Genomic DNA, 26512 nt, shown 5'->3' on the forward strand with positions numbered 1-26512 from the left:
CGCAAGCCCCATCGCGCGCAAGCGCGCTCCTACCGGGGTGGCCGCATCGGCGGTGTTTTGGCTGGATTGGATGCCTCGCATCTGATCCAGCCACGCCCTGCCGGCAGTGAAATGGTGCCCACCAACCCACCCAGAGGGCACCACCATGACCAGCACCATCGCAGGCATCGTCGTTCCGGATAGCGCGCTTGCGCGTGAGATTACCCAGCTCGTCCGCGATACCGAAAGCGACCTGCTCTATCACCACTCCCGCCGCGTGTTCTTCTTCGGCGCACTCACCGGCAAGGCGAAGGGTCTCGCCTTCGACCCTGAGCTGCTCTATGCCGGCGCCATGTTCCACGACATGGGTCTGGTGCCGGCGCATTCGAGCAAGACCGAGCGCTTCGAGGTCGATGGCGCGAATGTCGCGCGTGACTTCCTGCTCGCCCGCGGCATCAGCCCAGCACAGGTCGACACGGTGTGGGCGTCGATCGCACTGCACACCACCCCCGGTATCCCGCAGCACATGAAGCCTGAGATCGCCCTGCTCACGGCCGGCGTCGAGATGGACGTGCTTGGCCTCGGCTTCGAGACCGTGCACTCGCATGACCGCGAGTTGGTCGCAGATGCCCATCCGCGCGGCCCATCGTTCAAGACAGGGATCATCGATGCGTTTTACAACGGCATCCGCAACAAGCCGGAGACGACCTTCGGCAACGTCAAGGCCGATGTCATGGCGCACAAGGAGCCGCACTTCCACCGCACCGACTTCGTCCAGTGCATCCTGGGCAACGGCTGGCCGACCTGAGCGATCGCGAGGACGAAAGTGCAGCCCATAGATACAAGCTATCGGATCGAAAAGAACTTTGAATTTCACATCCCGCTGCGCGCTGGAACCACACGGCGTGCCATGCGGAGTATGGCGCGGGGGTGGCTGAGGCTATCAAGCGTCTTGGCTAGCACCTATCGCGCGCAAGCGCGCTCCTACACCCGACCTGCGCAGGTCGGGTGTAGGAGCGTGCTTGCACGCGACCCAAGCAGTCCCCGGTCAGTGCAACTATTTCAGGCCGTCTGGGTGCTGCGCACGGAACTCCAGGGCGGGTAAGCCACCCCAACCCCAGTTCTCCAGCGGCACTTCCTGGATCACGACAAAGGTCGACACGAGCGGCTTGTTCAGGACGCGAAGCAAGAGATCACTCGCGCCCTTGATCAGCTCGGCCTTCTCTTCATCGGTCACGTGTTTGCGACCCGGGCCTGAGCCCTCGCGGGTAATCTGGATAGTGACGACTGGCATGGCGTTCTCGTTCCTTGGGGTGGGTCAGTGCCCGGCGCTCTGTCCGCCGTCGACATGGAGGATGTCGCCGGTGACGAAATGCGCCGCGTCGAGATACATCACCGCGTCGACGATGTCCTTGATCTCGCCCATGCGGTGCATGGGGTGCAGGCCACCCAGCACATCCCACTCACTACGCGCATGCATGGGCGTCCGGATCACGCCGGGTGATACCGCGTTGGCACGGATACCCCGCGTGGCGTATTCGATGGCCAGCGACTTCGTGGCAGCGGTCACGCCGCCCTTGGTGATGGAGGTCAGCACGGAAGGGATCCCATCGACCGCATGCTCCACGAGCGTCGTGGTGATGCTCACGATGTGCCCACTGCCTTGTGTGAGCATCTGCCGTACGGCGGCCTGGGTGACATAGAAGAAACCGTGCAGGTTGACCGAAAGCACATTGGCATAGTCTTCGTCGGTGTAGTCGACGAAGGGCTTGGGAATGAACACGCCCGCGTTATTCACCAGCGTATCCACCCGGCCGAAACGCGCCACGCCCTCGCTGATCACCCGCTCCGCCACGCCACGGTCGCCGATGTCGCCGGGAACCACGTGGATATCCGGGTGATCCGAAGGTGGCATCGCTCGCGAGTTGGCGACGATTCGAAAGCCTCGTTCGAGGAAGGCGGAAACCAACCCGGCGCCGATGCCCTGCGAGGCACCAGTGACCACGGCAACCCTGGTGGCTGCACTCATATAACGGCCTCCGCTATCGAAGAAAAAGGCGCGCGCTCACCCGCCGCTCGCCGCTGATTGGTGAGCATGCGCAAACTGTGTTCGTCGGGACCCGACGATTTCGCGCCGGAATCCGTGAGCGTTGGGTTAATCCCGCGCTAAAGATTCGATACGCAACGAACGCCACGACAGGCCAGTCCAAGCCACGGCGGTCCGGGGGTGGCTACGCTTTTGTCTTGGCAGCTTCGCACTTGCACAGGACCGCTTCATGCCTTTTAACACCGACACCCAGCGCCGCCGTTTCCTCGCCATGGCCGGCACCTCGATCGCAGCGGCGGCGTTCGGTCAACAAGCGGTGGCGGCATCGTCATCCGTTCTGGCCGCGACCGGTGCCGCGACCGCCGCCGCGCCGCGGAAAACTTTCGGTCCCGTGAAGCAGATCCATGCCGGCGTGCTGGACGTCGGCTATGTCGACATGGGCAAGCGGAGCCACCCTGTCGTGCTGTTGTTGCATGGCTGGCCGTACGACATCCAGGCCTTCGCCGAAGTCGCCCCGGCGCTGGTGGCGAAGGGCTACCGCGTGATCGTGCCGTTCCTCCGTGGCTATGGCAGCACGCGCTTCCTCGAAGAGAGCACGATGCGCAACGGCCAGCCCTCGGCGATCGCCGCCGATGCGATCGCCCTGCTCGATGCCTTGAAGATCAAGCAGGCCACGGTCGCCGGTTTCGACTGGGGCGCGCGCACGGCCGACATCATGGCGGTGTTGTGGCCCGAGCGCTGCAAAGCCCTGGTATCGGTCAGCGGCTACCTGATTGGCAGCCAGGAAGCCGGCAAGAAGCCACTACCGCCGAAGGCCGAACTGCAGTGGTGGTACCAGTTCTACTTTGCGACGGAGCGCGGCAAGCTCGGTTACGAGCAAAACCGCCACGACTTCAACAAGCTGATCTGGCAGCTCGCCTCGCCGCAATGGCACTTCGACGATGCCACCTTCGATCGCACGGCGCCTGCGTTCGATAATCCGGACCACGTCGCCATCACGATCCACAATTACCGCTGGCGGATGGGCCTGGCCGAAGGTGAAGCGAAGTACGACGAGTACGAGGCGACGCTCGCTACCGGCCCCACCATCGGTATCCCGACCATCACCATGGAAGGCGACGCGAACGGCGCGCCGCATCCGGACCCGTCGGCCTACAAGGCGAAGTTCACCGGCAAGTACGAGCACCGGAACATCGATGGCGGCGTCGGCCACAACCTGCCGCAGGAAGCCCCCGAAGCGTTCGCCAAGGCGATCGTTGACGTCGATCGCCTGTGAGCGGGCACGCCATCGCAGTGATCGGATAACTTATTTTGCCGGGCAATCGTCCCGGCTGTTATCCGCGATGCCGGCGATTAGCCATTTGCCATCCTCACGGACCAGGTGGACGAGGTCGGTGCCACAATGCACGACCTTGCCGTTGACGCGGAAGTCGTAGCGGGCCCAGATGATCGCGAGGTTGTCGTCAACGCGAACCAGCGGGTCGTAGATCCGCTCTTCGATGCTGTCCTTGCCCGGCTTGATGTGGTCGATGAAGCCGGCCAGCGTGTTGCGGATCATCTTGTCCTTGCGCAACAGCGCGACGCTGCCTTCGGGCTGGACCGTGGCGCGCATCGCCGCCTGATCGTACTTCGCCATGCCATCGAGGAAGGCCTGGAACGGTGCGAGCACCGCTTTGTCCGACTCAGCGGCGATAGCGGGTGCGATGGCGAACAAACAGGCGACGGCAGCAAGCGTGCGGATAAACATTCGGTTCCCCTCCCGGTGGATGTCGTGGTGATGCTAGCCCCACGCCAACACGTTCCGCCTGTGTCTTTTGGGATGCCTATCGCAAGTTCTTGCGTGAATGCCAGGATGAAAACTGAACGTTTCGTACGAATCTGTTGCGTTGCCAGATGACAGTCGTGTGGCGGTCGCCCATCCTCGCGCCGCGAGCGCTGAGGGGCGTTCGACATAGCAAAAATAACGTCACACGACGCGGGGAACTCAATGAATTATCGTTCGATGCCGGGCCGGGCAGCGCCCGCTATCCGCACGCGCCCACTGGCCGCCGCTTGCGCCATGGCGTTCCTGCTGGCCTCCAGCGCCGCCTGGGCGCAGGAGCAAAGCCAGCCAAACCCGCCGCCTCCCACCGACGCCAATGCAAAATCGGCAAAGGATCAAAAGGCGCAGGATCAGAGCACCAAGAAGACGCCCAGGCCCACCAACAGCGATGGCGTGAGCAACCTCGATGCCGTGATCGTCACCGGTATCCAGGCATCGATCCAGAATTCGCTGAAGGCCAAGCAGCAGTCGAACAACATCATCGAGGCGATCTCGGCGGAAGACATTGGCAAGCTGCCCGATAGCAGCATCGCGGAAAGCCTGGCCCGCGTGCCCGGGCTCGCCACCCAGCGCGTGGATGGCCGCGCCAACCAGATCTCGATCCGCGGCCTGGACCCGGGCTTTGTCGGCACCACACTGAATGGCCGCGAGCAGGCCACGATCGGCGAAAACCGCGGCGTGGATTTCGATCAATACCCGTCCGAGCTGATCAGCGGCGTGGCCGTCTACAAGACCCCGGATGCCGGCCTGATCGGCCAGGGCCTCTCCGGCACGGTGGACCTGCACACGATCCGTCCGCTCGACCTGCCCAAGCGCACCATGGCGGTGAACCTCCGCGGCGAAACCACGGATAACGGCAACCTCAACCACGGCAGTGGCGTGGGCGATACCGGCCACCGTGCCAGCTTCTCGTACATCGACCAATTCTTCGACCACACCCTGGGCCTGGCCGTAGGCCTCGCCCAGCTCGATTCGCCCATCCAGGAGAAGCAATACCAGGCCTGGTGGTGGAGCCTGAATAACGGCTCGCAGGGAGCGGACCAGAACTGGGGCGCGCCGCACACGCCGGGCATGCCAGATAACGTGTTGTCACAGGAAGGCGCCCAGCTGCGCGCCAAATCCGAGAACCAGCTGCGCAACGGCATCATGACCGTGCTCGAGTGGGCGCCGGACGACCACTACCACTCCACGTTGGACCTCTATTACTCCACGTTCGACCAGAAGACTTACCTCAACGGCATGCAGTGGTCGAGCAGCCCGTACGACAACGTCTCGTATTCCAACGTGGGCACGGTGCCCACGCTGCCGTACCCGCTGGTCACTACCGGCCACATCGATGGCCTGCATACGGTGCTGCAGAACGAACAGACCAAGGAGAAGGACAACCTGTTCTCCGCGGGCTGGAATAACCAGTACGACTTTGGCAACGGCTGGATGATCAACGCCGATGCGTCGTACTCGATGGCCAAGCGCCGCCTGCACGATGCCTATCTGTTCGCGGGCCTGCCTGGCCAGGCGACGAGCTCCACGGATTTCGCCACGCCCGTGCATGAGCACTTCCCGGATTTCACCCCCGGGACGAACTTCGCCGATCCGTCGCTTGTTCAGTTCACCGACCCGAACAACTACGGTTACGACGGCCGCGCTGAGTACGACAAGCAGAAGGACACGATCCGCGCCTTTCGCCTGGAAGTGACTCACCCTGTGGGGTGGATCTTCAGTGACGTCACGCTCGGCGCGAACTATTCGGATCGTCGCAAGACCAAGTCCGCCGATGTGTTCTTCGCCTGGCTTAACGGCAATGGTTCCACCGATGGCACGTATCTGCCCGGCTACGGCTTGCCGGTCGATCCGTCGTTCCTGAGTGGCGTCACCGACCTCAGCTATGGCGGTGTTCCCGCCATCCTGAATTACGATGTGATGGATGCGCTGGGCAGCCAGTATTACCTCACCCAGCGTAATGGGCAGAGCGACTGGAGCCGCAACTACACCGTGCGCGAGAAGGTGCCGGTGGCCTACCTGAAGTTCAATATCGACACCAACGCTGGCGGCATCCCCATCGGCGGCAACATGGGTGTGCAGGTGGTGCGCACCGACCAGTCGTCCACGGCATTGCAGACGAACGGCGATACGCTCGTTGGTCGCATCTCCGATGGCACGAAGTACACCAAGGTACTGCCCAGCCTGAACGTGTGGGCCGAGATTTCCGACAAGCAGTACCTGCGCTTTGGCATGGCCAAGAGCATGGCGCGTGGCCGTATCGATGATGAAAAGGTCGCAACCTCGGCCAGCGTCGGGCAGATCACCGATGGCCCGGCCGCCGGGCAGAACCTGTGGTCCGGTAGTGGCGGCAACCCGAAGCTGAAGCCGTATGTCGCCGTAGGCGTGGACCTGAGCTGGGAAAAGTACTTCGGCAAGTCGAGCTACGTGGCAGCCGCGGTGTTCGGCAAGAACCTGCTGAACTACATCTACAACGAGACGGTGCTGGATTACGACTTCTCGAAGTACGTGAATGACAACCCCACGCTCACGCCGTCCAGCAACTTCGGCTCGTTCACCACCCCGCAGAACGGCTCGGGTGGCCGGATCAAGGGCCTCGAGTTGCAGGGTGGTCTCGAAGGCGGCCTGGTCGCTCCGTGGCTGGAAGGCTTTGGCGTGCAGGGCAACTTCTCGCTGACCAATAGCACCTTGCCGGTGAGCGCGGTGTCGACCATTCCCGGTAGCCCGAGCACCCTGCCCGGCCTGTCGCGCAAGGTCGCCAACCTGGCGTTCTATTACGAAAACCACGGCTGGTCGTTCCGCATCGCCGAGCGCTACCGCTCGTCGTACACCGGCGAGGCCGTCGCGTTGTTCGATCAGTTGGGTTACCAGACCGTGCTGGCCGACAAGCAGACGGATATGCAGGTGGGTTACGAATTCCAGGAAGGCACGTACAGCGGCCTGAGCGTGCTGTTTCAGGTGAACAACCTTACCGATTCCCCGATGAAGACCCAGCAGACCTCGGCGCTGCCAAACAACGTCAAGATCCAGCGGCCGCTGGAGTTCGACACCTACGGCCGCACCATCATGTTCGGCATCAACTACAAAATGTAACCGCTGTTGCAGGAGCGCGCTTGCGCGCGATGGGTGCTTGCCGCGACCTTGAATCGCGCGCAAGCGCGCTCCTACAAGGGGTTCGGTTGGCAGTTCCAACAGGGAACGGTGACGCGGCAGCCGACTTCTTCGTCGATGTACGTCAGCTCGCCAGTCCCCTGGCAGATCGGGCAAACGGGGGTGTCGGGGGTCTCCATGCCCCCGTTATACGCCGTGCGTCAGGTGCGGTCGATCTGCGCAGCGAAACAGCCGTAAGCGGCGTAGTGAGCCTGGATGTAGGCGACGTTGGCGACGCGGAGCATGCGCCGGATCGCTTCATCGAGCTGGCGGCCATCGGTCAGGGTGGCGTGGTCGATCAGGTGCTCACCATCGAAGGCACGCAACGAAATCATCCGTTGGGCCATGACCTCGGGCACCTCGTCGATGAGTTCGGCCGCGGCCATCGCGCCTTCACGAACAAACACCGCGTGGCTCGCGTGATAGGGGCCCGGTGCCGGTTGGTGGGTGAAGTTCAGCAGTAACAGCGATTCGCCGCGCCGGGCGTTACGCAGCTCGATACGCTCAGGATAGCCCGTGTCATCGCCGGCGATGACACGCCGGATACCGCGCTGTTTGAGTTCAGCGTCCGGAAGACCATAGAGCGGGAAGAACGGCGAGGGATCGATGCCGCGGATACGATAAGCCATGGTGTTCGCCTCCTGAAAGATGGCGCCATGTTGCACCCAAGGAAACACCCCGCCCATCCGACCCTTGCGATCACCCTGTAGGAGCGCGCTTGCGCGCGATGGATCTTGCGTAACCCCATCGCGCGCAAGCGCGCTCCTACAGGGGCTTTTCAGCCTCGGCGGAAGCGGGCGGGGGTGGTGCCCATCACGCGGAGGAAGGTCTTGCCGAAGGCGGATTCGGAGCGGTAACCGACACGCTCGGAGACGGCGGCCGCGGTGAGGTCGCCGCGGCGTAGCAACTCCGCGGCGAGATGCATGCGCAGCAAGGTCAGGACCTCATGCGGGCTTTGCTTGCCCCTGGCTTCAAAATGCCGGGCGAAGGTGGCGCGTGACATAGCGGCCTGGGCGGCGAGTGATTCCACCGTCCAGTCGTGGGCGGGGTCGCGCAACATCGCGAGCATGGCACGGCCCAGGCGCGGCTCGGCCAGCAAGGTCAGCAACGAGGGCGGCATCAGGCCGCCGCCGAGGTGCGCGCGCAACGCAAACACCAGCAGCGCCTGGCTCAGCGCCGTGACCACGGCGAGCGCGCCGGGCGCAAGCTCGCCCACTTCGATCCGAAAGACATCCACAATCGCTTCCAGCGTCGCCATACCCTGCGCATCCGCCAGCGATACGTGCAGCGCTTCAGGCAGGCTGGCGAACAGGAGCTGGCCTGCTTCCGGCGCATGGATGAAACGCCCGCAAAGAACGTCAAGCGGTGGCCCTTCGCCAGCGGTTTGCTTGATCGTCAACGGCCCGGACGTATCCAGGGTGACCGGCGCGTCCTGCAGCACGCCGCGGCTATCGCGGATGCGGTGGCTGGTGCCGTGCGGCAGGACCACCAGATCGCCTGCGGCCAGCGGCAAGCTGCGCCTGCCCGGCAGCTCCATGACCCCCTCACCGGCGAGTACCAGGTGGAACGGCGCCTCGCCCGGGCCGGCGTCCTCGTGGTCGAGGCTGAAGCCGCCCGCAAGCTGGCAACGCACGTCCAGCGCGCCGCGCACGCGGGCGAGTTCCATGATCCGGGTCAGTGCGTCCATGGTTCGATCTGGCGCCAGGGGTGACGCGAGTATCGGCATGAACGCGGGCGCGGACAAGCCACCCGGACTACAGGCGGTAGCCGAAGCTCAGTCCGTAGACCCAGGGGTCGACATGCGCGGTGCCGACCCGCGCGCCATTCACCTTCACCTTCGTGTCGATGTCCATGTAGCGGGCATCCACGGTGAAGGTCCAGCGATCGTCGAGGCGGATATCCACGCCCGCATGGCCGGCCGCCCCCCAACTGTTCTCCATCTGGACGTGCGCACCATCCAGCGCGTTGCGTCCCTTCTTGTCGAAGAACCAGGTGTAGTTCACGCCGGCGCCGACGAATGGCGACACCTTGCCGCCTTCCATGAAGTGGTAAAGCACGCCGAACGTCGGCGGCAGCTGCTTCACGCTGACCGCGCGCGTACCGTCCAGGCGCACCTCATGCTGGAACGGCAACGCGGCCAGCAGCTCAGCCGACCAGCCGGGTGCGAAACGGTATTCCACGCTGAAGGTGGGTCGGGTGCTCTTGCTGACGCTCGAAGGCAGGCCGGCGAGCTGGCCGGTGTCTGACTTCGGATCGACGACATGCGCACCGAAATGCAGCGTCCAGGGTGACTCCGCAGCCTGGACCGCGATCGGCGCGGCGAGCAGGACAGCGAAAGCGAGGGTCTTGGGCTGGAACACGGGGAAACTCCTTGTGGGCTGGGATGCCGACCATCGGGGCCGGCACCGCAGAGGTTAGAAACCCCCTGCCCGCGCGTTCCTGATCCTGCTCAGTTCTTCCTGCGTTCGCTCGTGGCGTCCGCGACGCACAACGCATCGAGCAGATCGCGGCGGTGGATGCGCAGGTGGCGGCCACTCGCCGACAGCACACCGTGCTCCTCCATGCGCCCCAACGCCCGGCTCACGGTCTCGACGGCCAGGCCGAGATAGCACGCGATATCGCTGCGGCCCATCGGCAGGCGAACGGTGTCGGTAGGGCGCGACAACCTGTCGTAGCGTTCAAGCAAGCCGCGAAGGAACAACGCGACGCGTTCGAGCGCCTGCGGCCGGCCCATCGCGAGTACATGCTGCTGCGTACTCGCGACCTCGCGGCCCAGCTCACGCATGATCTTCCGCTGCAGGGCAGGCAGCAGATGGAACAGATCCTCGAGGCGAGCGAACGGCACCTCGCAGATCGTCGTGCGTTCGAGGGCGGTGGCGTCGGTGCGGTGCGTGTCATCGAGCATGCCATCCACGCCGAGGATTTCACCCGGCAAGCGGAAGCCCAGCACCTGCTGGCCGCCATCGGCGTCACCCAGCGCAACGCGTACGGCGCCGGAGCGCACGACGTACAGCGCATCGAACGGCTGGCCTTGGCGGAACACGGTATCGCCCCGCTGGTAGGTGCTGCGCTGGCGCGTGAGGCGGTCGAGACGGGCGAGGCCGCCCTCATCGATACCTTCCGGCAAACAAACGGCGTGCAGGCCGCAATCGGCACAGCCCAGACGTGCCTCGATGGAAGTCCGCTGCGGCATGAGAGTCCTTCGCTGAATCCATAACGAGGCGACCCTACCAGCCATGCCGTCCCCGGCCTGCCGATGTCAGCGGGGTGCGACGACCTGTCCTGTTTTTTGCCGAAAACCCTGCGAGTGAGACGATCTAGCCAAAACGCGCGCCATTTGAGCATTCAGCGGCGCAGCGCCTGGTGCCAAACTGACTCTATCGGGTGGCGCATCCCGCGCCGCGCGCTCAATGGAGTTACGAACATGCTTGATTGGGTTGCTTATAAGAAAGAGCTCATGGGCCGTATCGGCGAGATCGGCAAGCTGAGTCCGGATACGCTCAAGGGCTACCAGACCCTGTCGGCCGCGAACGCGAAGGAAGGCAAGCTCGGCGCGAAGACCCGCGAGCTCATCTCGCTCGCCGTCGCCGTGACGACGCGTTGCGATGGCTGTATCACGGTGCATACCGACGCGGCGCTGAAAGCGGGTGCGACGAAGGAAGAGATTACCGAGGCGCTCGGCGTGGCTGTCGCGATGAATGCCGGTTCGGCGATGGTTTATTCCGCACGTGTGATGGATGCCGTCGCGGCATACAGCAACGCCTAAACCTCCAACGTGTAGGAGCGCGCTTGCGCGCGATGAGCCTTGCCGCAAGCACCCATCGCGCGCAAGCGCGCTCCTACAGGGGGTGGGTCTTGTCGCGAGTGCGTTCTTACATGCGTTGGGGGATGGCGATGCCTAGCAGGTGTAGGGCGCGTTCCAGTACGGCCAGCGTCAGTTGGCAGATGCCCAGCCGGTGCGAGCGGAGCGTGTCGTCTGGCTCGCGCAGGATCGGACAGCGGTCGTAGAACTTGCTGAAGCGCTGGGCGATGTCGTAGGCCCATTGGGCAAGCACACCGGGCTGGAGCAGGTGGGCCGCTTCACTCACCTTGGCGCCGAAGGCCAGGCAAGCCAGCACGAGTTCCCGTTCCACGGGTTGCGTCGCGTAGGGCGTGCCGGCGGGCGTGGCCCCTGCCTTCTCCAACACGGAGCGCATCCGCACGACCGCATATTGCAGGTACGGACCCGTCCTGCCTTCAAACGCCACCAGCCGCTCCGCATCAAAAACATAACCTGATACGCGATCACCAGCGAGATCCGCGAATTTCACCGCGGCGATACCGATCATGCGTGCCAGTGCATCGCGTTCGTCCGCGGCGACACGTTCTGATGCATCGACGCGCTCACGGGCGCGCTCGGTCGCCTCTTCCAGCAGATCGCGCAGCCGTGCGACGCCGCCCTGCCGGGTCTTGAACGGTTTGCCATCCTTGCCGTTCACCGTGCCAAAGCCAGCGTGTACCAGATCCACCCCCTCGGCGATGCCCGCGCGTCGGGCGGCACGAAACACCTGCTGGAAATGTAGCGCCTGGCGCTGGTCCACCACATAGATGATCTTGGCCAGGCCCGGCATGGCGGCGCGCGCCTGCAGCGTGGCCAGGTCGGTGGTGGCATATAAGGCGGCGCCGTCGCTCTTCGCGAGCAACAGCGGCGGCACCTCGTTGGTATCGCCAGGCAACGCCACATCCACCACCAGGGCGCCATCGCTATCGCGAGCGATACCGCGGGCACGCAGATCATCCACGAGCGGTGCGATCGCATCGCGGACGTCGCTTTCGCCATCCAGCGCATCGAAGTGGACATCGAGCAAGGCGAAGTCCTTCACCTGCGCATCGATGCTCAGCTGGCGCAGGTTGTGCCACAACGCGAGCAGACCTGGATCGCCCGCCTGCAGCGCCGCCGTGTCCGCACGTGCTTCCGCCATGCGCGCGGGATCGTCCCGGCTTGCGGCCGCGGCCTCGGGGTACAGGCGCTCCAGTTCATCCAGCGTCACCGGTGGCTCACCCGGGTAAGGACCGGCGCCGTTGAAATAGGCCAGGCCGGGCGCTTGCCGACGAATGGCCGCACTGAGCATGCCCATCTGCAGGCCCCAGTCGCCAAGGTGGGCATCACCATGCGGCCGCCAGCCGAGAGCCATATGAATGCGGCGCAGGCTTTCACCGAGGACGAGCGAACGCAGGTGGCCCACGTGCAGCGGCTTGGCGACATTCGGGCCACCGTAGTCGATCACGACGAGGCTGCCGTGCCCTTCATCAGGCAAGCCCAGCGCAGGATCGGCCAGCGCGGCCGTGGCCGTCTGGGCGAGGAAGGCATCGGCAAGACGCAGGTTGACGAAACCCGGCCCGGCCACTTCCACGGCGGCGAAGCGCGCGTCCTCTCGCAGCGCCGCGGCGATATCGTCCGCGATGGCGCGCGGCGCGCGGCGTACCACCCGCGCGGCGGCCAGGGCGCCATGGCATTGGAAATCACCGAATTCGGGCCGCGACGAGGGTTCGGCGTGCGCGAGTTCAAGTGGCAGGGAAAGGCTAAGGAAGGCCGAGGCAAGCGCCTCGTCCACCTGTGCGATCAAGGACAGGGACATGCAATCTCCAGGGATGACGACGAACGACGGCGCAGCCGCGCCGCGGCGTGGGGCTCAGGTTCGTCGTCGGAGCAGGCGTAACGGCATGACACGGATGTACAGGAAAGGTGGAGGCTTCGCAAGCAAACAACACCTTTCCTTTTATGCTCGTGATCAATGATTTCGAACAGGAAGGCTTCCATGACTGAACGCAGGCATCGGGTGGTGATCGTGGGTGGTGGTGCCGCCGGGGTTGAACTGGCGACGCGGCTGGGCCGGCGGGATCAGTGCGAGGTGGCACTGGTCGATCGCGACCCCAGCCACTTCTGGAAGCCGCGGCTGCACGAGCTTGCCGCCGGGCTGCTCGGCGATGGCGAGGAAGCGGTTCCGTTCCTGGCGCATGGCACCGTGCACGGTTACCGCTACGAACCCGGCGCCATTCGCCATGTGGATGCGCAGGCCAAACAGATCGACCTCGCCGAAGTGCACCTGCCCGGCACCGACGAACTCATCCTGTCGGCGCGAACGCTTTCCTATGACACCCTCGTGCTCGCCTTCGGCAGCCGGGTCAACGATTTCGGTACACCTGGCGTCCTTGAGTACTGCGATATGCTCGATAGCCCCACGCAGGCGGTCCATCTGCGCCGGCGCATCCTGGCGCTCGCGCTGCGCACGGCCGGTGATCCGACCTTCAAGATCCGGATCGGAATCGTCGGTGCCGGCGCGACCGGCGTCGAGCTCGCGGCTGAGCTGCACCACGCCTTCAACGATATGCACCGGTACGGTGGTCTCTCCCCGGCCACGAAGCTCGAAATCACGCTGATGGACATGGCTCCACGCGTACTGCCTGCCGTGGATCCGCGCACTTCGGCATGGGCCTTGCGGATCCTGGAGCGCATGGGCGTCCGGGTACGCGTCGGTGTCGGCGTGAAGTCCGTACAGGATGGCTCGTTTACCTTGACCGACGGCTCGCACGTGCCCTGCGATATCCAGGTGTGGGCCGCCGGCGTGATCGGGCATGACTTCGTAACGACACTCGGCCCGTTCGAGCTATCGCGCGACCGGCGCATCGTGGTGGATGCGAATCTCTCCGCGAAGGGTGTACGCGATGTCTATGCGATCGGCGATTGCGCGTACGCGGCGTTCAGCCCCGAGGGCACCGTGGTACCGCCGACCGCGCAGGCCGCGCACCAGCAGGCCAGTTGGCTGGCCCGCGCCCTGCCCCGGCTCATGCACGGAGACAGTGTGAAGCCGTTCGTCTATCACGCGAAAGGCACGCTGGTGTCGCTCGGCGTCCGCCAGGCCGCGGGCGAAGTGCCCTCGGTGCAAAAAGGCCATGCGGTGATCCCCATGCGCGGCTGGCTGGCGAAGATGCTGTACGTATCACTGGAGCAGATGCACCGCGTGACCCTGCACGGCTACATACGCGCCACCGCGCTATGGATCGCCGACCGCCTACGCCGCACCACCTACCCGCCCGTCAAGCTGCACTAAACCTGCAGGAGCGCGCTTGCGCGCGATGGGTGCTTGCGGCTAGAACCATCGCGCGCAAGCGCGCTCCTACAGGGGTGGTTACTTTACGGCGTGTTCGAGGGCTTCGTAGTCGGCTTGCGAGAGTTGCAGCGATGCACCTTTTACGTTTTCCTCAAGGTGGCCGGCATCGCCGGTGCCGGGGATCGGCAGCATGACCTTGGAACGCTTCAGCAACCAGGCGATGGCGACCTGCCCGTTGGTCGCGCCGAGTTTTGTTGCGATCTTCGACAACACCGAACCTTCCTTCGCCAGTTCGCCCGCGGCTAACGGGAACCAGGGAATGAAGCCGATGTTGTGCTGGTCGCAGTAGTTCAGCACCCCCTCGCTCTGGCGGTTGCCGAGGTTGTAGAGGTTCTGCACCGTTACGACCTTGAAATACTTCTGCGCGGCTTCGATCTGTTCGACGCTGACTTCAGAGAGGCCGGCATGACGGATCAGGCCTTCTTTCTGCATCTGCTTGATCACATCGAACTGCTCGTCGGCCGGGACCTTTTCATCCACGCGATGCAGCTGCCACAGGTCGATCCGCTCCACACCGAGCCGGCGCAGGCTCATCAGGACGCCTTGGCGGAGGTACTCGGGGCGCCCGACCGGGGCCCAGATATTCGGGCCGTGACGGGTTAGGCCGCTCTTCGTGGCGATGACCATGCCCTTGTACGGATGCAGGACTTCACGGATGAGGTCTTCACTCACGAATGGTCCGTAACTATCTGCCGTATCTACAAAATTGACACCAATCTCAGGTAGTTTCTTAAGTACGGCGCGAGCCTTGGCCGGGTCGGCCGGGTCACCCCATATGCCATCGCCGGTGATCCGCATGGCGCCGAAGCCGAGGCGATTCACCTCGAGGTCGCCGCCGATCTTGAACGTGCCGCTCGCCGCTGCGTTGATGCTTGCCATCGATGGACTCCAGACTGTGGGAGGAATGCAACTCCATCGACATTGGTACGGCATGTCTTGTTTAAAGAGGGCGAAATCACAAATGTAGGAGCGCGCTTGCGCGCGATGGGGTTTCGGCAGACCCATCGCGCGCAAGCGCGCTCCTACAACGGCCGCGTCAGCGCGGCGGGTGGCTTAGAAGGTTACGCGGATGCCTGCGTTGGCGGACCAGCCTTTCAGGCCGTAGCTGCCTACGAAGTGCTGCCAGGTGCCTTCGCCGTAAAGCTGCACGTAGTCGGTGAGCTGGCTGGTGAGGCCAGCGGCGACGCGGTACGCGTTGCCGGTGTTGCCGGTCTGGAACGTGTCGCCGGCATTCCAGGCTTCGCTTGAGGCCTGCAGGGTCGGGTTGCCGTTACTGGTGTGGATCAGGTCCAAGCGGCCATACGGGGCGAACACCGGGTTCGCGGTGCGGCCGATCTGAATGCCCAGGCGCGAGGTGGCCTGCACGCTGTTACCGAGCCGGATATCCAGGCCATCCTTGTCGCGGAAATCACGGAAGTTCAGCTGCTGCACGCGGAACTGGAACTGCGGCTCCACGGTCCAGTCGCCGCCCAATGGCAGCGGCTTGCCCATTTCCACGGACATCGTCCAGCCCTGCGCGTGGAGCTTGCCTACCTCATCGCCGCGCAGGTCGGTGCTCACGTCGCCGTGGAAGCGGGTCACGCCGAGGACACCATCCACCCACAGGCCGCTGCCGTGCTGGTAAGTCACCCAGGCGTGACCACCGTTCGCATAATACTTCGCCCGGCTATTGCCATCCGCCGCGCTCGGGGTGACTCGGGTGCTGCCACTATCCAGCGCCCAGCCGGCACGGATTGAACCCTGGTCGGTATCCACCGCCACGATGCCCGCGCCGACCTGCAGTGCGTTGATCTGCTGATCGAAGTCGTAACCATAACGCTGGAATGAAAGGTTGCGGGTGTAATTCAACTGGCTGCTGATGGCGCGTGCGAACACTTCGCCACCGACGTCCGCGCCATACGCGCTATCGCGGATCTCACCGAGCCGCTGGTGAAGGCCATCGTTAAGCGCATTTCCGTAATTCTGCAGCGCCATCGGGGCGAGCATGTACGACGGAAGCTGCGGCACCACCGCGACGCGGTCCACCGGGGCCGGCACACCCGGCTCCTCCGGCAGCTCCGGATCGACAGGCACCACCGGCGGCGTGCAGTCGTCTCCGCAGTCGGTCACATAGCGGTTGCCGAGTCGGTAATCCCACTGCAAGCCGCTGCCGGTCCCAAGCTGGCTCTGGGTTACATCGGCCTCGCCCGGACCGAACGCGTGCAAGGTGTACTGCCACGGGCCCGCCGCCACGTAACCACCCGCCAGCGCAAACGCATCGGCGCGCGAGGAACCCGCCACCTGGATGAGTGAGATACCTTCGTTGTTATCGACGACACCGTTCTCGTTCGTATCGGTCAGCGCGCCATCACCCTTGGGCGTGACCGAAATGAGCGTCGTACCGGTTGTGGTCACATTGCCGTGCACGAGCACGCGGTCCGTCGCCTGGTCCGCGATCAGGCCACCTACATTCATCAGCGTGTTGAAGCTGATCGTGCCGCCCTGCCCCGAAAGATCGCCCGCGACATCCACGGTCTTGTAACCATCCGTCGGCGCGAATGCCAGCGCGCCATCCAGGCGCAACGCGCCGATCCGGGAGGCACCCGTGGTTATCCAACGCGCGCTGCTGTCGATGCCGGTATCGATACCGTTACCGGTGATGACCCCCGTTAGCAGGGCCTTATCGCCAAGCGCGAGATTCGCCGTACCATTGTCTTGGGCCACGATATCGCCAACCACGCTGCTGGTCGCGATATCGATATCCGCGTGCATACGGCGCTGGATCTGCACAGCGACGCCATTCCCGCCGATCAATTGACCGCCATTCACCACCGACACCGTGCCATTGGCCGATGCGGGAACTCCGTACTGCAGCAGCACGGCAGCCCCGCTGCCGCCCTCCACCGTGGAACCATCCACGATGAGGTGGCGGCCGGTATCGCCTACATCACCGCCACGCGCATCGCCATCGAGGATCACGCCATTGACCGCACCCGAGACGTGGGTGGCCCCGGTGAGCTGGGCCGTGCCGTTACCTATAAGCATGCCGTGGCTACCCACGCCGATCCCGGCGATGTTCGCGCCCGATGCGACGAGCTGGCTGCCGTTGGTGACGCTTGCGCCCCGGATGCCACCCGAGATAAGCGTGCCATTGACCGTCGCCGTCGCGGCCTGATCGTCGCCGTCGCGGCCACCGATGCCGGCGACCGAAAGGCCCGTGCCGTACAACGAGCTGATCGAACCGCCTTGCAGCGTCGCGCTCGACCCATTCATCACGCTCAGGGCGACATCACTGCCGCTGTTCACGATTGAGCCGATCGTCGCGTTCGCGGCCGTCAGCTCAGACCTCAATAGCGTCACATTCAATGTCGAGGCGCCGGACTCCAGGGTCAGGCGGCCACCACCACTCGCCGCCCAGGCTTCGACCGAATCGCCGTTTCGAACGGTGTAGGACTGCCCGGGGTTCAACACGCTGGCGGCGGCACCGGAGGCCTGCACAGCAAGAGCCAGTGCGATGGCGTGGCACAACCGAATGCGATGAGAGCGATGCGGGCGGGAAACGATCATGGCGGATTTTCCTTGGACAGACGGCGCACCCGCCCCCCCAGGAGAACCCGGTGGACAAGCGACGATGCAATGGGATGCTGGATATTCCAACAACCCGCCCCGTCCCCACCATTGGGCGTTGTCCTAAAAATGCAGGCGCGTGCACACCGCGACGTTTATGTCGCTGATGAAACGACCCGAGCCATGGTGTCCGGCCATGCGCAGGGTAACGGCCATGCCGTTGATGTGCCGATTAATCCGTAGTCCGTGAAGATGCCGTGAAGCCCACGGATACCAAGGCGTCCCGCAGCGCCGATGCATGCCGTTCCAACGTCGAGGCATCGCCCTCTAGCGCACCATTCACCAAGGCGATGGCCGCCTCGAGCTGCGTTAGCCGCAACACCAGCGTCGCACCATGCAAACGGTGGATTGATTGCCGGGCCGTGGCGATATCGCCCCGACGGGCAGCGCCCAGCGCGGTATCGAGATCACGCTGGCCCTCAGCGCGGAACACGTCGAAAACATCATCAACCGGCGCTGTGGGGGAGAGCGCATCGCGCAGCCGGTCGAGCGAAAGCGGCTTGCCCATCACGATATCAATGCCGCTCTCACTGCAGCGCTGAATGTGATCGTCGCCATCATTGGCGGAAATCGCGATGAACGGTGTTGGCGTTCCCTCGGTACGGGCCTCGTGCGCGCGCAGTTCGGCGGCAATGTCATAGCCCTGCATGTCGGGCAGCTCGCAATCGAGCAGCACCGCGACAAACCTGCCTGGCTGAAATGCATCGATAGCGGCCTGGCCATCGGCGGCGGCGTAGGTATCGAAGCCGAGGAAGCGTAACTGCGCCGCGATGATCTGCCGGTTTGCGGGGTGGTCCTCGACCAGCAGGATGGTGCCACCGCTTGCCGGCACCTCGCCACTTGCACTGGGCTCCGCCGTGGGTGCGGCGGGTACGAGGCTGGTCGGGAGCTCCACCCGTACCGACGTACCGACACCCGCATCGCTGGTCAACGCGAAGCGGCCACCCAGGTGGTGCACGATCTCCCGACAGATGCCAAGGCCAAGGCCCGTCCCGCCGAGGCGTCGCGAGCGCTTACCATGGGCTTGGGTGAAAGGCCGGAACAGCTCGCGCTGCCGCTCCCTGGGAATGCCGGCGCCGGTATCGAAGACATCGATGACGAGCTGGCGCGTGGCATCGGCACCGACGATCTGCCACAGGGCCATGCCCACGTGCCCCTGCTCGGTGAATTTCACGGCATTGGAAAGGAGGTTCTCGAGCACCTGGCGCAGGCGTATTTCATCGAGCAACAACCATGGCAAGGCCCCCATCGGCAAATCCAGGCGCATGGCCAGCCCCTTCTGCTCGATCGCCGCGGCCTGCCCCTGCAAGACTTCACGCGCCACAGCCAACGCATCGCACGAAACCAGGTCCGGCGTGAATCCTTCCGTCTCGGTCCGCGTGTAATCCAGTGCGCTACGCAAGAGCCCTTGCAGGTTTCGGCCGCTGGATTGCGCGATCGCCATGAGGTCACGCTGTGCCTCATTCATCGGTGAGCGTGCCATCAGCTCGATCGAAGACACCACCGCATTGACCGAGTTGCGCACTTCATGACTCATCACCGCAAGCAACATCGTCTTCTGCTGTTCGCCGCGCCGCGAGGCCATCTGGGCCCGGCGCATCTGCCAGAGCGCGAACACAAGTGCGATAGCCAGGGCCACGCCCAGGCCAATCTCCACGCGGTAGACGGAAGCGATGTGCGCCACGGTGGGTGCGCGCAGGTACGCGGTTTCAAGCCAGCGTTCGATGACCGCCGCATTTTCGTCGGTACTGATACGGCCCAGGCTCTCATCGATAATACTCAACAGCTGCGGCGCATCCTTATGCACTGCAAGGCGGACGCTCACAGGCATCTCGGGGACATCGCCTGCGATACGCAGGCTCAACGCGTAGTCACGACGCACAATGGGATGGTAGGTAACGTCGATCCCGAGCCCCGCATCGGCGATACCGCTTTCAACCGCGGCTAACACCTGGTGCACATCGCCCAGCGGAAGCCGGTGCACGGCAGGATGCTCACGACGCAGCCAGCTGTCGTATTCCCCGCCGCCCTTGTACGCAATGGATCGCCCATCGAGATCGGCCAGCGTGAGCCTTGACGGGCCGACCATTCGGGCGATCAGGAGGGTTCGCCCCACGTAGAACGGGCGCGACCATAGGGCATCATCGCCCAGGTCGCTCACGAGCCGATCGGTCAACGATGGCAACAGATCCACGCGCCCGGCCTTGAAGGCGCTCACGGATTCCTCCCATGACCCGGTATGCACGATCACGAAGCGTAGCCCGGTCTTGGCCTGGGTCAGCCCCAGGTACTCGGTAACCAGTGGATTCGAAGCCGTACCGCCGATCCGGCCGCCCTGCTGGTCATCGATGGCGATGCGGACGACAGGATGTTCCGCCGCCCATTGCTTAAGGGAGGCGGGGTCATCCGCGGCGAAGGCAAGCGATGCGAGGCACGCCAGCATGGTGCCTACGAACCATCGCTTCACTCGTGCTCTCTCACCGACGCTAGCACATGCTCACGCATGTTGTAGAGCTGGTTATCGCTTTCGACACCAAGCTTGCGGAACGCCGAGGATTTCTGCGCGCTGATGGTCTTCAGGCTACGCCCGAACTTGCTGGCGATCTGGGTGACGGTCAGGCCGTCGAGCAGGCAGCGGATCACTTCCGTCTCCTTTGGAGAGAGCTTGGGATCCTTCCCGTTTTCCATCACGCGTTCCAGCGCGGGGGGTACGTAATGCCGTCCGGTCATCGCCGCATCGATCGCACGAATGATCTCGTCAGGGTCCTGGCTCTTCGCGACGAAGCCATGGGCACCGGCGGCCAGGATACGGCGTACCAGGGGACCATCGGCGTAGGCGGACACCACGATCACTTTCATCCGCGGGTAGGCCGCACGCAACGAGCGCACCAAGGTGACGCCATCCGGGTCATCGGAAGCGAGCGAGTAATCGATCAATGCCACGTCCACCGGCATACTCGCGAGCAGTCCGCGAAAATGCTGGCTGTTCGGGGAACTGCCGACGATGGAAAGCGACGGGTACGTTTTCAGGTGCGCGACCAGACCCTTCAGGACGAGCGCATGGTCATCCAGCAAGGCCACGCGCACCGACCCGATGTAAGTTCGCGCGGTCATCAGCGGAGCCACAGCCTGTTGCAAGTCATATGCCTGACCACCGGTGGGACTGGCTGCCAGAACCTTATCGCGGGCCCCACCGCTTGTAAACGTCGTTTTCACGCGCCGCGGCTCACTGGCATTCCCGATCGGTTCGGGCCCACCCTATCGGCCATAAGTGGGAGCCCGTAAGCCATACAGAGAAGTACCGCCCGCGTTGTTACGCTTTGGCCGCCCGGGTTTCCGGGTTTCTCATAGCCAGGCCAGGGGTGGGTGCGGGGATGGACACAGAGAGCCGTGCGTCAGGCGAAGCGATCGTCGATGAACAGGACGCCGCCGCGCGCCCCTATCCGACGCCCACACCCTTCATGCCACGGGCGCTCGACACGGTGCGAGTCGGCATTGTCGGTCTGGGTTATGTGGGCTTGCCGCTCGCCGTCGAATTCGGGAAGAAGTACGCAACCCTAGGATTCGACATCAATTCCCGGCGCATTGGCGAATTGCGATCAGGCCATGACGCGACCCTGGAAGTGGATTCGCATGAACTCGCGGAAGCGCAGCGTTTGCGCTTCTCATCCGCGATGCACGACCTCGCTGAGTGCGATGTTTTCATCGTGACCGTACCTACGCCGATCGACGATGCGCGCCGCCCCGATCTCACACCGCTGATGCGGGCCAGTGAGACGCTCGGGAAAGTTCTCAAACGTGGCGACGTTGTCATTTATGAATCGACCGTCTATCCCGGCTGCACTGAAGAAGTCTGCGTGCCGATTCTCGAACGCGAATCGGGACTCATTTTCAATCAGGATTTTTTTGCGGGTTACTCGCCGGAGCGGATTAATCCGGGCGACAAGACCCATCGCGTTACGGGAATTCTCAAAGTTACCTCCGGATCGACCCCTGAAGTCGCCGAATTCGTCGACGCGTTATACCGCTCGGTAATCACCGCCGGGACGCATCGGGCAAGCTCGCTGAAAGTGGCCGAGGCCGCGAAAGTGATCGAGAACACGCAGCGCGATCTGAATATCGCCCTGGTGAACGATCTCGCCATCCTGTTCAACAAACTGGGCATCGATACGCTCGAGGTCCTGGAAGCCGCGGGCACCAAATGGAACTTCCTGCCGTTCCGGCCCGGCCTGGTCGGTGGCCACTGCATCAGCGTCGATCCCTATTACCTGACGCATAAGGCCCAACAGGTCGGTCACCACCCGGACGTGATTCTCGCCGGTCGCCGTACCAACGACAGCATGGGCCCGTATATCGCCAGCGAGCTGGTCCGGCTCATGGTGCGCAAGGGCATCAACCCCGTATGCGCCCGCGTGCTGATGCTGGGGCTGGCCTTCAAGGAAAACTGCCCCGACCTGCGCAACACGCGCGTGGTCGATATCGTGGCCGCGTTGCACGCCTACGGCGTCACGGTCGATGTGCATGACCCATGGGTCCGCGCCGACGAAGCGATCCACGAGTACGGCATTGCCCCGGTGGAAGCGCCACGCCACGGCACCTACGATGCCGTCGTGGTGGCCGTGGGTCACCGCGAATTCAAAGCCATGGGGGCGGAAGGCATCCGCGCCTTCGGTAAACCGGCGTCCGTGGTGTACGACGTGAAGTATGTCCTCCCCCGCGATGCGGTGGACGGCAGGCTCTGAGAAAAACAAAAAACGCTGGGACGCCCTACCCGGGAGAACTATTGTGATCCTCGATTACCTTGACGGGTCGGTACCTGCCGACCATCAGGCCGACCTTTGCGTCATTGGCGCGGGCCCGGCTGGCATTGCCATCGCACGCGCCTTTGTGGGCACCTCCATCAAGGTCTGCCTGGTCGAAAGCGGCGGCATGGCCGGCGAAGACCGTAGCCAGGCCCTGAACGAAGGCACCGCGAACGGTGGCGCATCCTTCGACATGGCCCATTCGCGCATGCGCGTGTTCGGTGGCAGCTGCACCCTTTGGGGCGGTGGCTGCATTCCGCTTGCCGATAGCGACCTGGAACCGCGCGACTGGGTGCCCGATAGCGGCTGGCCGTTGCGCTATGCCGATCTTGAACCCTGGTACGCGAAGGCACGCGACTATTGCCATATCGACCCGGTGCACGGCTTCGGCCCCGGTCAGTTCGATGGCCCTGCCCAGCGCAAACCGCTGGACCTCGACCCCGAGGCCCTGGTGAACCTGCTCTTCGCGCGCAGCCCTATCCTGTTCGGTGAAGCCTACCGCGATGACATGCGCGCGGCACCGAATATCACCGTGCTACTGCACGCGAACCTGATGGAACTGGAGGCCAATGCCTCCGGCACAGTCGTGACGCGTGCCCGGCTCGGCGCGCTCACGGGCCGCCGCGGCCATGTCACGGCGCGGCACTTCGTGCTCGCCGCCGGCGGCATCGAGAACGCCCGCCTGCTGCTGCTTTCCGACAGCGTCGCGCCATGCGGGCTGGGTAATGATCGTGACCTGGTCGGCCGCTACTTCATGGACCACCCGCGCGGCACGATCGGCAGCATCCGCTCGGAAACCCCCGATCGCCTTACCCAACCCTATGAACGCGCGATCGGCAAGGTACGTCTGCCGGTCTCGCCGGAGATCGGGTTGGCCAACGCAGCGCAACGCCGACACCGTGTGCTGAACGGCCGGGTGCATCCGTTCGCCGTGGAAGGTACCTTGCCGAAAGGCATTCGTGCCCTGCGCAATGTGCGTGCCGCGCTGCGACCGCCGTCGCGCGACGAGGCCACCTTGCTCGAAGCACGCCTTTCCGCAGCCATGACCAACGGCCCCACGGCCAGCGCCGTGGCCGTACCGCCGAACCTGGCGCTCAGCGCCGTAAGCCTTGGCCTGCATATTGGCGATGTGTTACGCGCAGTAGCGCAGAAGGTCTCCGATAAGCCGACCGTACGCAGCGAACGCGTCGAGCTCGTTGGCTTCTTCGAACAGGCGCCAAACCGTGATTCGCGCGTGACGCTTGGCCATACCCGGGATGCACTTGGCCTGCGCCGGGTGAATATCGACTGGCGCCTGACCGAGCTCGACCGTTACACCTATCGCACCCTGACCTCGCTTTCTGGCCAGCCCTTGGCGGAGGCCTGCGGCGGTACCTTCGACGCGGCGGATTGGACCCGCGACGACTCGGCCACGCCAGAGGTCTTCGGCACGGCACACCACATGGGTACGACCCGGATGTCGACCGATCCTTCTAGCGGTGTGGTCGATACCGACGGAACGGTTCACGGCATGCACAACCTCCATGTGGCCGGGAGTTCGGTGTTCCCTACCAGCGGCTGGGCCTTCCCGACGTTCACCCTGATTGCCCTTAGTCTCAGGCTGGCAGAGCACCTCCGTGTGCTGTTGGCTGCCTGCGAAGGCAGCGGTTTGAGTTGAAAAGAGATGAGGCACGCGAGGTGATACAGGCCTGTTACAACCATTCGGCCTAGCCATCGCACGACCGTAAGTGGAATCGACGTTCCCCCGCTTCCACGCCTAACCTTCAGCGCATCAGCACGCAGAGCGCTGCGTGTACCAAGGGGGTTCACTGATGCTTCGCCTTTTCCGACAGCCGATCGTTAGGTGGCTCACTTTGCTCGGCGTGGTCGAGTTGCTCCTGCTGGCGGCATCGCTGAACTTCGCGACATGGATCCGCTTCGCGCCTTCGCCGGAAGACCTTCAGGCCTCGAGCGACAAAGTCATTGCCCGCGCGGTGATGTTCGCCGTGGTGATCTTCCTGGGCATGGCCGCGCTCGGCGAATACCGCGCGAACCTGCGCATGAGCTGGCGTGGGCAACTCGCCCGGCACGCCATCGCATTCATCCTCGGCGGCCTGGCGCTGATTGTCGGTTACTACGTGATCCCGCAGGCCTACGTGGGCCGCGGCGTGCTCGGCATGGCGCTGGTGTTCGGTTTCCTCGCTACCGCCGCCTTCCGTGGCTTGTTCATGCGGCTGGTCGAAATGGATGCGCTGAAGCGGCGCGTGTTGATCCTGGGCGCGGGCGAGCGCGCCGCGCAGATCCACACGCGCATGCGGCGCCGCTCGGATCGTCGTGGTTTCTATCTGGTGGGCTACGTCCCGGGTCCGCACGATGTGCCGAAGGTACCCGAGCCGCTACTCATCCCACGCGATGTACCGCTGGCCGACCTGGCGCGGCGCGAACGGATCAGCGAGATCGTGGTGGGCGTAGATGACCGCCGCGGCTCGTTGCCGATGGACGACCTGCTGGCCTGCCGCCAGCTCGGCGTGCAGATCACCGACCTGACCACTTTCGTGGAACGCGAAGCGGGACGCGTGCAGCTCACCATGCTGGATCCGTCGTGGCTGGTGTTCTCCGGCGGTTTCAACGCAACGCCCTTTGCGCTGTTCGTCAAGCGTGCTTTCGATATTCTGGCCTCGGTCGCGATCGCCCTGCTCTGCTGGCCGCTGATGCTCGGCGTGGCCCTGTGCATCCGCGTGGAATCCGGACGCGGGCAACCCATTTTCTACCGCCAGGAACGCGTCGGCGAGCAAGGCCGTACCTTCTGGCTGTACAAGTTCCGCAGCATGCGCACCGATGCGGAGATGGATGGCGTGGCGCGCTGGGCCAAGGCTAACGACGATCGCGTGACGCGAGTAGGCAAGATCTGCCGCAAGCTGCGCTTCGACGAGCTGCCGCAGCTATGGAATGTCTTGCGCGGTGACATGAGCATCGTGGGTCCGCGCCCCGAGCGCCCGCAGTTCGTCTCCGACCTGGAAGGCAAGATCCGTTATTACGGCCTACGCCATAGCATCAAACCGGGCCTGGCCGGCTGGGCGCAGCTTTGCTACTCGTATGGAGCCTCGGAAGAAGACGCGGCTGAGAAGCTCAAGTACGACCTGTTCTACGTGAAGAACCACAGCCTGTTCCTCGACCTGGTGATCCTGATCGAAACGGTTGAAGTGGTGATCTTCGGCCGTGGCGCGCGTTGATCAACGCGGTGCGTGGGCAGAGCGGACGTGTAACGTCCGGAGCGGCGAGCTGTACCAGTCGACGACGGAACCGCCTTCGAACCGGACCCATGAAGGGCCGTACTCCCAGCGATCCGCACCGCGCAGCGTGGGCTCGCCTTCCAGCGCGGCCACCTCGTCATCCTTCATCCCAAGAGCAAGCGCACCGACCTCAATCGCTGGCGCCGCCACCTCGGCCTTGACCGCCGGAATCCCCTCGATCGAAGGATCCACCCGATCCGGATCCGGCACAAACATCCACACCGAAATCGCCACCACCCCAAGCACCCCCACCCAAACCGCCCGCCGCCCCCCTGTAGGAGCGCGATTGCGCGCGATAGGTGCCTGCGAAGCCTCGACAACCACCTCAGGCTCCGTCTTCTCAACCGGAACCACCCGCGGCACAAACGGCACGATATTCGTCCCCGGCTCCACGACCACCTTAGGCGCTGCCGCCCCAGGCAACCGCCCATGCCGTTTATGGAACTCCATGGCCGCGGAATACTGCGCCATCAACCGCTGCAACCGACGCGCCGCGAGCGCATCCGCGCGCGGACCGCGCGTGCGCCGATCCGGGTGCCATTGCGATACGTTTCGGCGATACGCCTGCTTGAAATCGGCCAACGAGCAATCCGGCTGCAGGCGCAGCTTGCCGTACAGGTCGAGGAAGTCGGTTTCGTCCGCCACGATCGGTGGTCCCCACGGAAAGCGCATGACGCGTTCAC

21 protein-coding genes are annotated in these 26512 nt (G+C 64.1%); 8 read left to right on the top strand and 13 right to left on the bottom strand.

Annotated elements, in window-relative coordinates:
* Positions 1-145: 145 nt before the first annotated feature.
* Complete coding sequence (locus tag VGN46_RS13390; protein WP_331644210.1) at positions 146-787, top strand: HD domain-containing protein; 642 nt, start codon at positions 146-148, stop codon at positions 785-787.
* A 249-nt stretch (positions 788-1036) separates the two neighbouring features.
* Here VGN46_RS13390 and VGN46_RS13395 read toward each other — a convergent pair whose 3' ends face one another.
* Together VGN46_RS13395 and VGN46_RS13400 are read right to left on the bottom strand one after the other, a co-directional pair.
* Positions 1037-1273, bottom strand: coding sequence for a 4-oxalocrotonate tautomerase family protein (locus VGN46_RS13395; RefSeq protein ID WP_331644211.1), 237 nt, complete (start codon positions 1271-1273; stop codon positions 1037-1039).
* A gap of 24 nt (positions 1274-1297) precedes the next feature.
* Entirely contained in the window at positions 1298-2008 is a 711-nt protein-coding gene (locus VGN46_RS13400) for an SDR family oxidoreductase (protein WP_331644212.1), read from the bottom strand.
* 247 nt (positions 2009-2255) lie between these two features.
* Here VGN46_RS13400 and VGN46_RS13405 point away from each other — a divergent pair, with 247 nt between their 5' ends.
* Positions 2256-3302, top strand: coding sequence for an alpha/beta hydrolase (locus VGN46_RS13405; protein ID WP_331644213.1), 1047 nt, complete (start codon positions 2256-2258; stop codon positions 3300-3302).
* 30 nt (positions 3303-3332) lie between these two features.
* Here the strand turns inward: VGN46_RS13405 and VGN46_RS13410 are convergent, their stop codons facing one another.
* A complete protein-coding gene (locus tag VGN46_RS13410; RefSeq protein WP_331644214.1) occupies positions 3333-3773 on the bottom strand; it encodes a nuclear transport factor 2 family protein in 441 nt (146 codons plus the stop codon).
* Between the two features lie 240 nt (positions 3774-4013).
* On the opposite strand from VGN46_RS13410, the gene VGN46_RS13415 reads away from it, so the two are divergent.
* Positions 4014-6941: a TonB-dependent receptor gene (locus VGN46_RS13415; RefSeq protein ID WP_331644215.1), complete on the top strand. Its 2928-nt coding sequence runs from the start codon at positions 4014-4016 to the stop codon at positions 6939-6941.
* 218 nt (positions 6942-7159) lie between these two features.
* On the opposite strand, the gene VGN46_RS13420 is transcribed toward VGN46_RS13415, so the two are convergent.
* The 4 genes from VGN46_RS13420 to VGN46_RS13435 form a co-directional block, all read right to left on the bottom strand.
* The gene (locus VGN46_RS13420; RefSeq protein ID WP_331644216.1) at positions 7160-7627 is read right to left on the bottom strand and encodes a DUF1203 domain-containing protein; all 468 of its coding nucleotides are present in this window, start codon (positions 7625-7627) and stop codon (positions 7160-7162) included.
* 149 nt (positions 7628-7776) lie between these two features.
* A complete protein-coding gene (locus tag VGN46_RS13425; RefSeq protein WP_331644217.1) occupies positions 7777-8685 on the bottom strand; it encodes an AraC family transcriptional regulator in 909 nt (302 codons plus the stop codon).
* Between the two features lie 67 nt (positions 8686-8752).
* Positions 8753-9358, bottom strand: coding sequence for an OmpW/AlkL family protein (locus tag VGN46_RS13430; RefSeq protein WP_331644218.1), 606 nt, complete (start codon positions 9356-9358; stop codon positions 8753-8755).
* Positions 9359-9447: 89 nt separating this feature from the next.
* Positions 9448-10191 (bottom strand): cyclic nucleotide-binding domain-containing protein, encoded by a 744-nt coding sequence (locus VGN46_RS13435; RefSeq protein ID WP_331644219.1) that lies wholly within the window; start codon positions 10189-10191, stop codon positions 9448-9450.
* 231 nt (positions 10192-10422) lie between these two features.
* Here VGN46_RS13435 and VGN46_RS13440 point away from each other — a divergent pair, with 231 nt between their 5' ends.
* Positions 10423-10764: a carboxymuconolactone decarboxylase family protein gene (locus VGN46_RS13440; RefSeq protein ID WP_331644220.1), complete on the top strand. Its 342-nt coding sequence runs from the start codon at positions 10423-10425 to the stop codon at positions 10762-10764.
* 106 nt (positions 10765-10870) lie between these two features.
* On the opposite strand, the gene argS is transcribed toward VGN46_RS13440, so the two are convergent.
* Positions 10871-12616, bottom strand: coding sequence for an arginine--tRNA ligase (argS, locus tag VGN46_RS13445; protein ID WP_331644221.1), 1746 nt, complete (start codon positions 12614-12616; stop codon positions 10871-10873).
* Positions 12617-12796: 180 nt separating this feature from the next.
* Here argS and VGN46_RS13450 point away from each other — a divergent pair, with 180 nt between their 5' ends.
* Positions 12797-14089 (top strand): NAD(P)/FAD-dependent oxidoreductase, encoded by a 1293-nt coding sequence (locus VGN46_RS13450; protein WP_331644222.1) that lies wholly within the window; start codon positions 12797-12799, stop codon positions 14087-14089.
* 78 nt (positions 14090-14167) lie between these two features.
* Here VGN46_RS13450 and VGN46_RS13455 read toward each other — a convergent pair whose 3' ends face one another.
* The 4 genes from VGN46_RS13455 to VGN46_RS13470 all read right to left on the bottom strand — a co-directional run bounded on the left by VGN46_RS13455 (position 14168) and on the right by VGN46_RS13470 (position 20869).
* Entirely contained in the window at positions 14168-15028 is an 861-nt protein-coding gene (locus VGN46_RS13455) for an aldo/keto reductase (protein WP_331644223.1), read from the bottom strand.
* 174 nt (positions 15029-15202) lie between these two features.
* A complete protein-coding gene (locus tag VGN46_RS13460; protein WP_331644224.1) occupies positions 15203-17695 on the bottom strand; it encodes an autotransporter outer membrane beta-barrel domain-containing protein in 2493 nt (830 codons plus the stop codon).
* 232 nt (positions 17696-17927) lie between these two features.
* Positions 17928-20222, bottom strand: coding sequence for an ATP-binding protein (locus tag VGN46_RS13465; RefSeq protein ID WP_331644225.1), 2295 nt, complete (start codon positions 20220-20222; stop codon positions 17928-17930).
* Positions 20219-20869, bottom strand: a complete 651-nt coding sequence (locus VGN46_RS13470) for a response regulator transcription factor (RefSeq protein ID WP_331644226.1) — start codon at positions 20867-20869, stop codon at positions 20219-20221. Before VGN46_RS13470 ends, VGN46_RS13465 begins: the two co-directional genes overlap by 4 nt.
* 347 nt (positions 20870-21216) lie before the next feature.
* On the opposite strand from VGN46_RS13470, the gene tviB reads away from it, so the two are divergent.
* The 3 genes from tviB (at position 21217) to VGN46_RS13485 (ending at position 25769) form a co-directional block, all read left to right on the top strand.
* A complete protein-coding gene (gene tviB / locus VGN46_RS13475; RefSeq protein WP_331644306.1) occupies positions 21217-22497 on the top strand; it encodes a Vi polysaccharide biosynthesis UDP-N-acetylglucosamine C-6 dehydrogenase TviB in 1281 nt (426 codons plus the stop codon).
* A gap of 43 nt (positions 22498-22540) precedes the next feature.
* On the top strand, positions 22541-24214 hold the full coding sequence (locus tag VGN46_RS13480; protein WP_331644227.1) for a GMC family oxidoreductase: 1674 nt from the start codon (positions 22541-22543) through the stop codon (positions 24212-24214).
* Between the two features lie 154 nt (positions 24215-24368).
* A complete protein-coding gene (locus VGN46_RS13485; protein ID WP_331644228.1) occupies positions 24369-25769 on the top strand; it encodes a TIGR03013 family XrtA/PEP-CTERM system glycosyltransferase in 1401 nt (466 codons plus the stop codon).
* Here the strand turns inward: VGN46_RS13485 and VGN46_RS13490 are convergent, their stop codons facing one another.
* A complete protein-coding gene (locus VGN46_RS13490; RefSeq protein WP_331644229.1) occupies positions 25770-26474 on the bottom strand; it encodes a J domain-containing protein in 705 nt (234 codons plus the stop codon).
* Positions 26475-26512: the final 38 nt, after the last annotated feature.

The organism is Luteibacter sp., from assembly GCF_036500425.1.
Taxonomy (GTDB): domain Bacteria; phylum Pseudomonadota; class Gammaproteobacteria; order Xanthomonadales; family Rhodanobacteraceae; genus Luteibacter.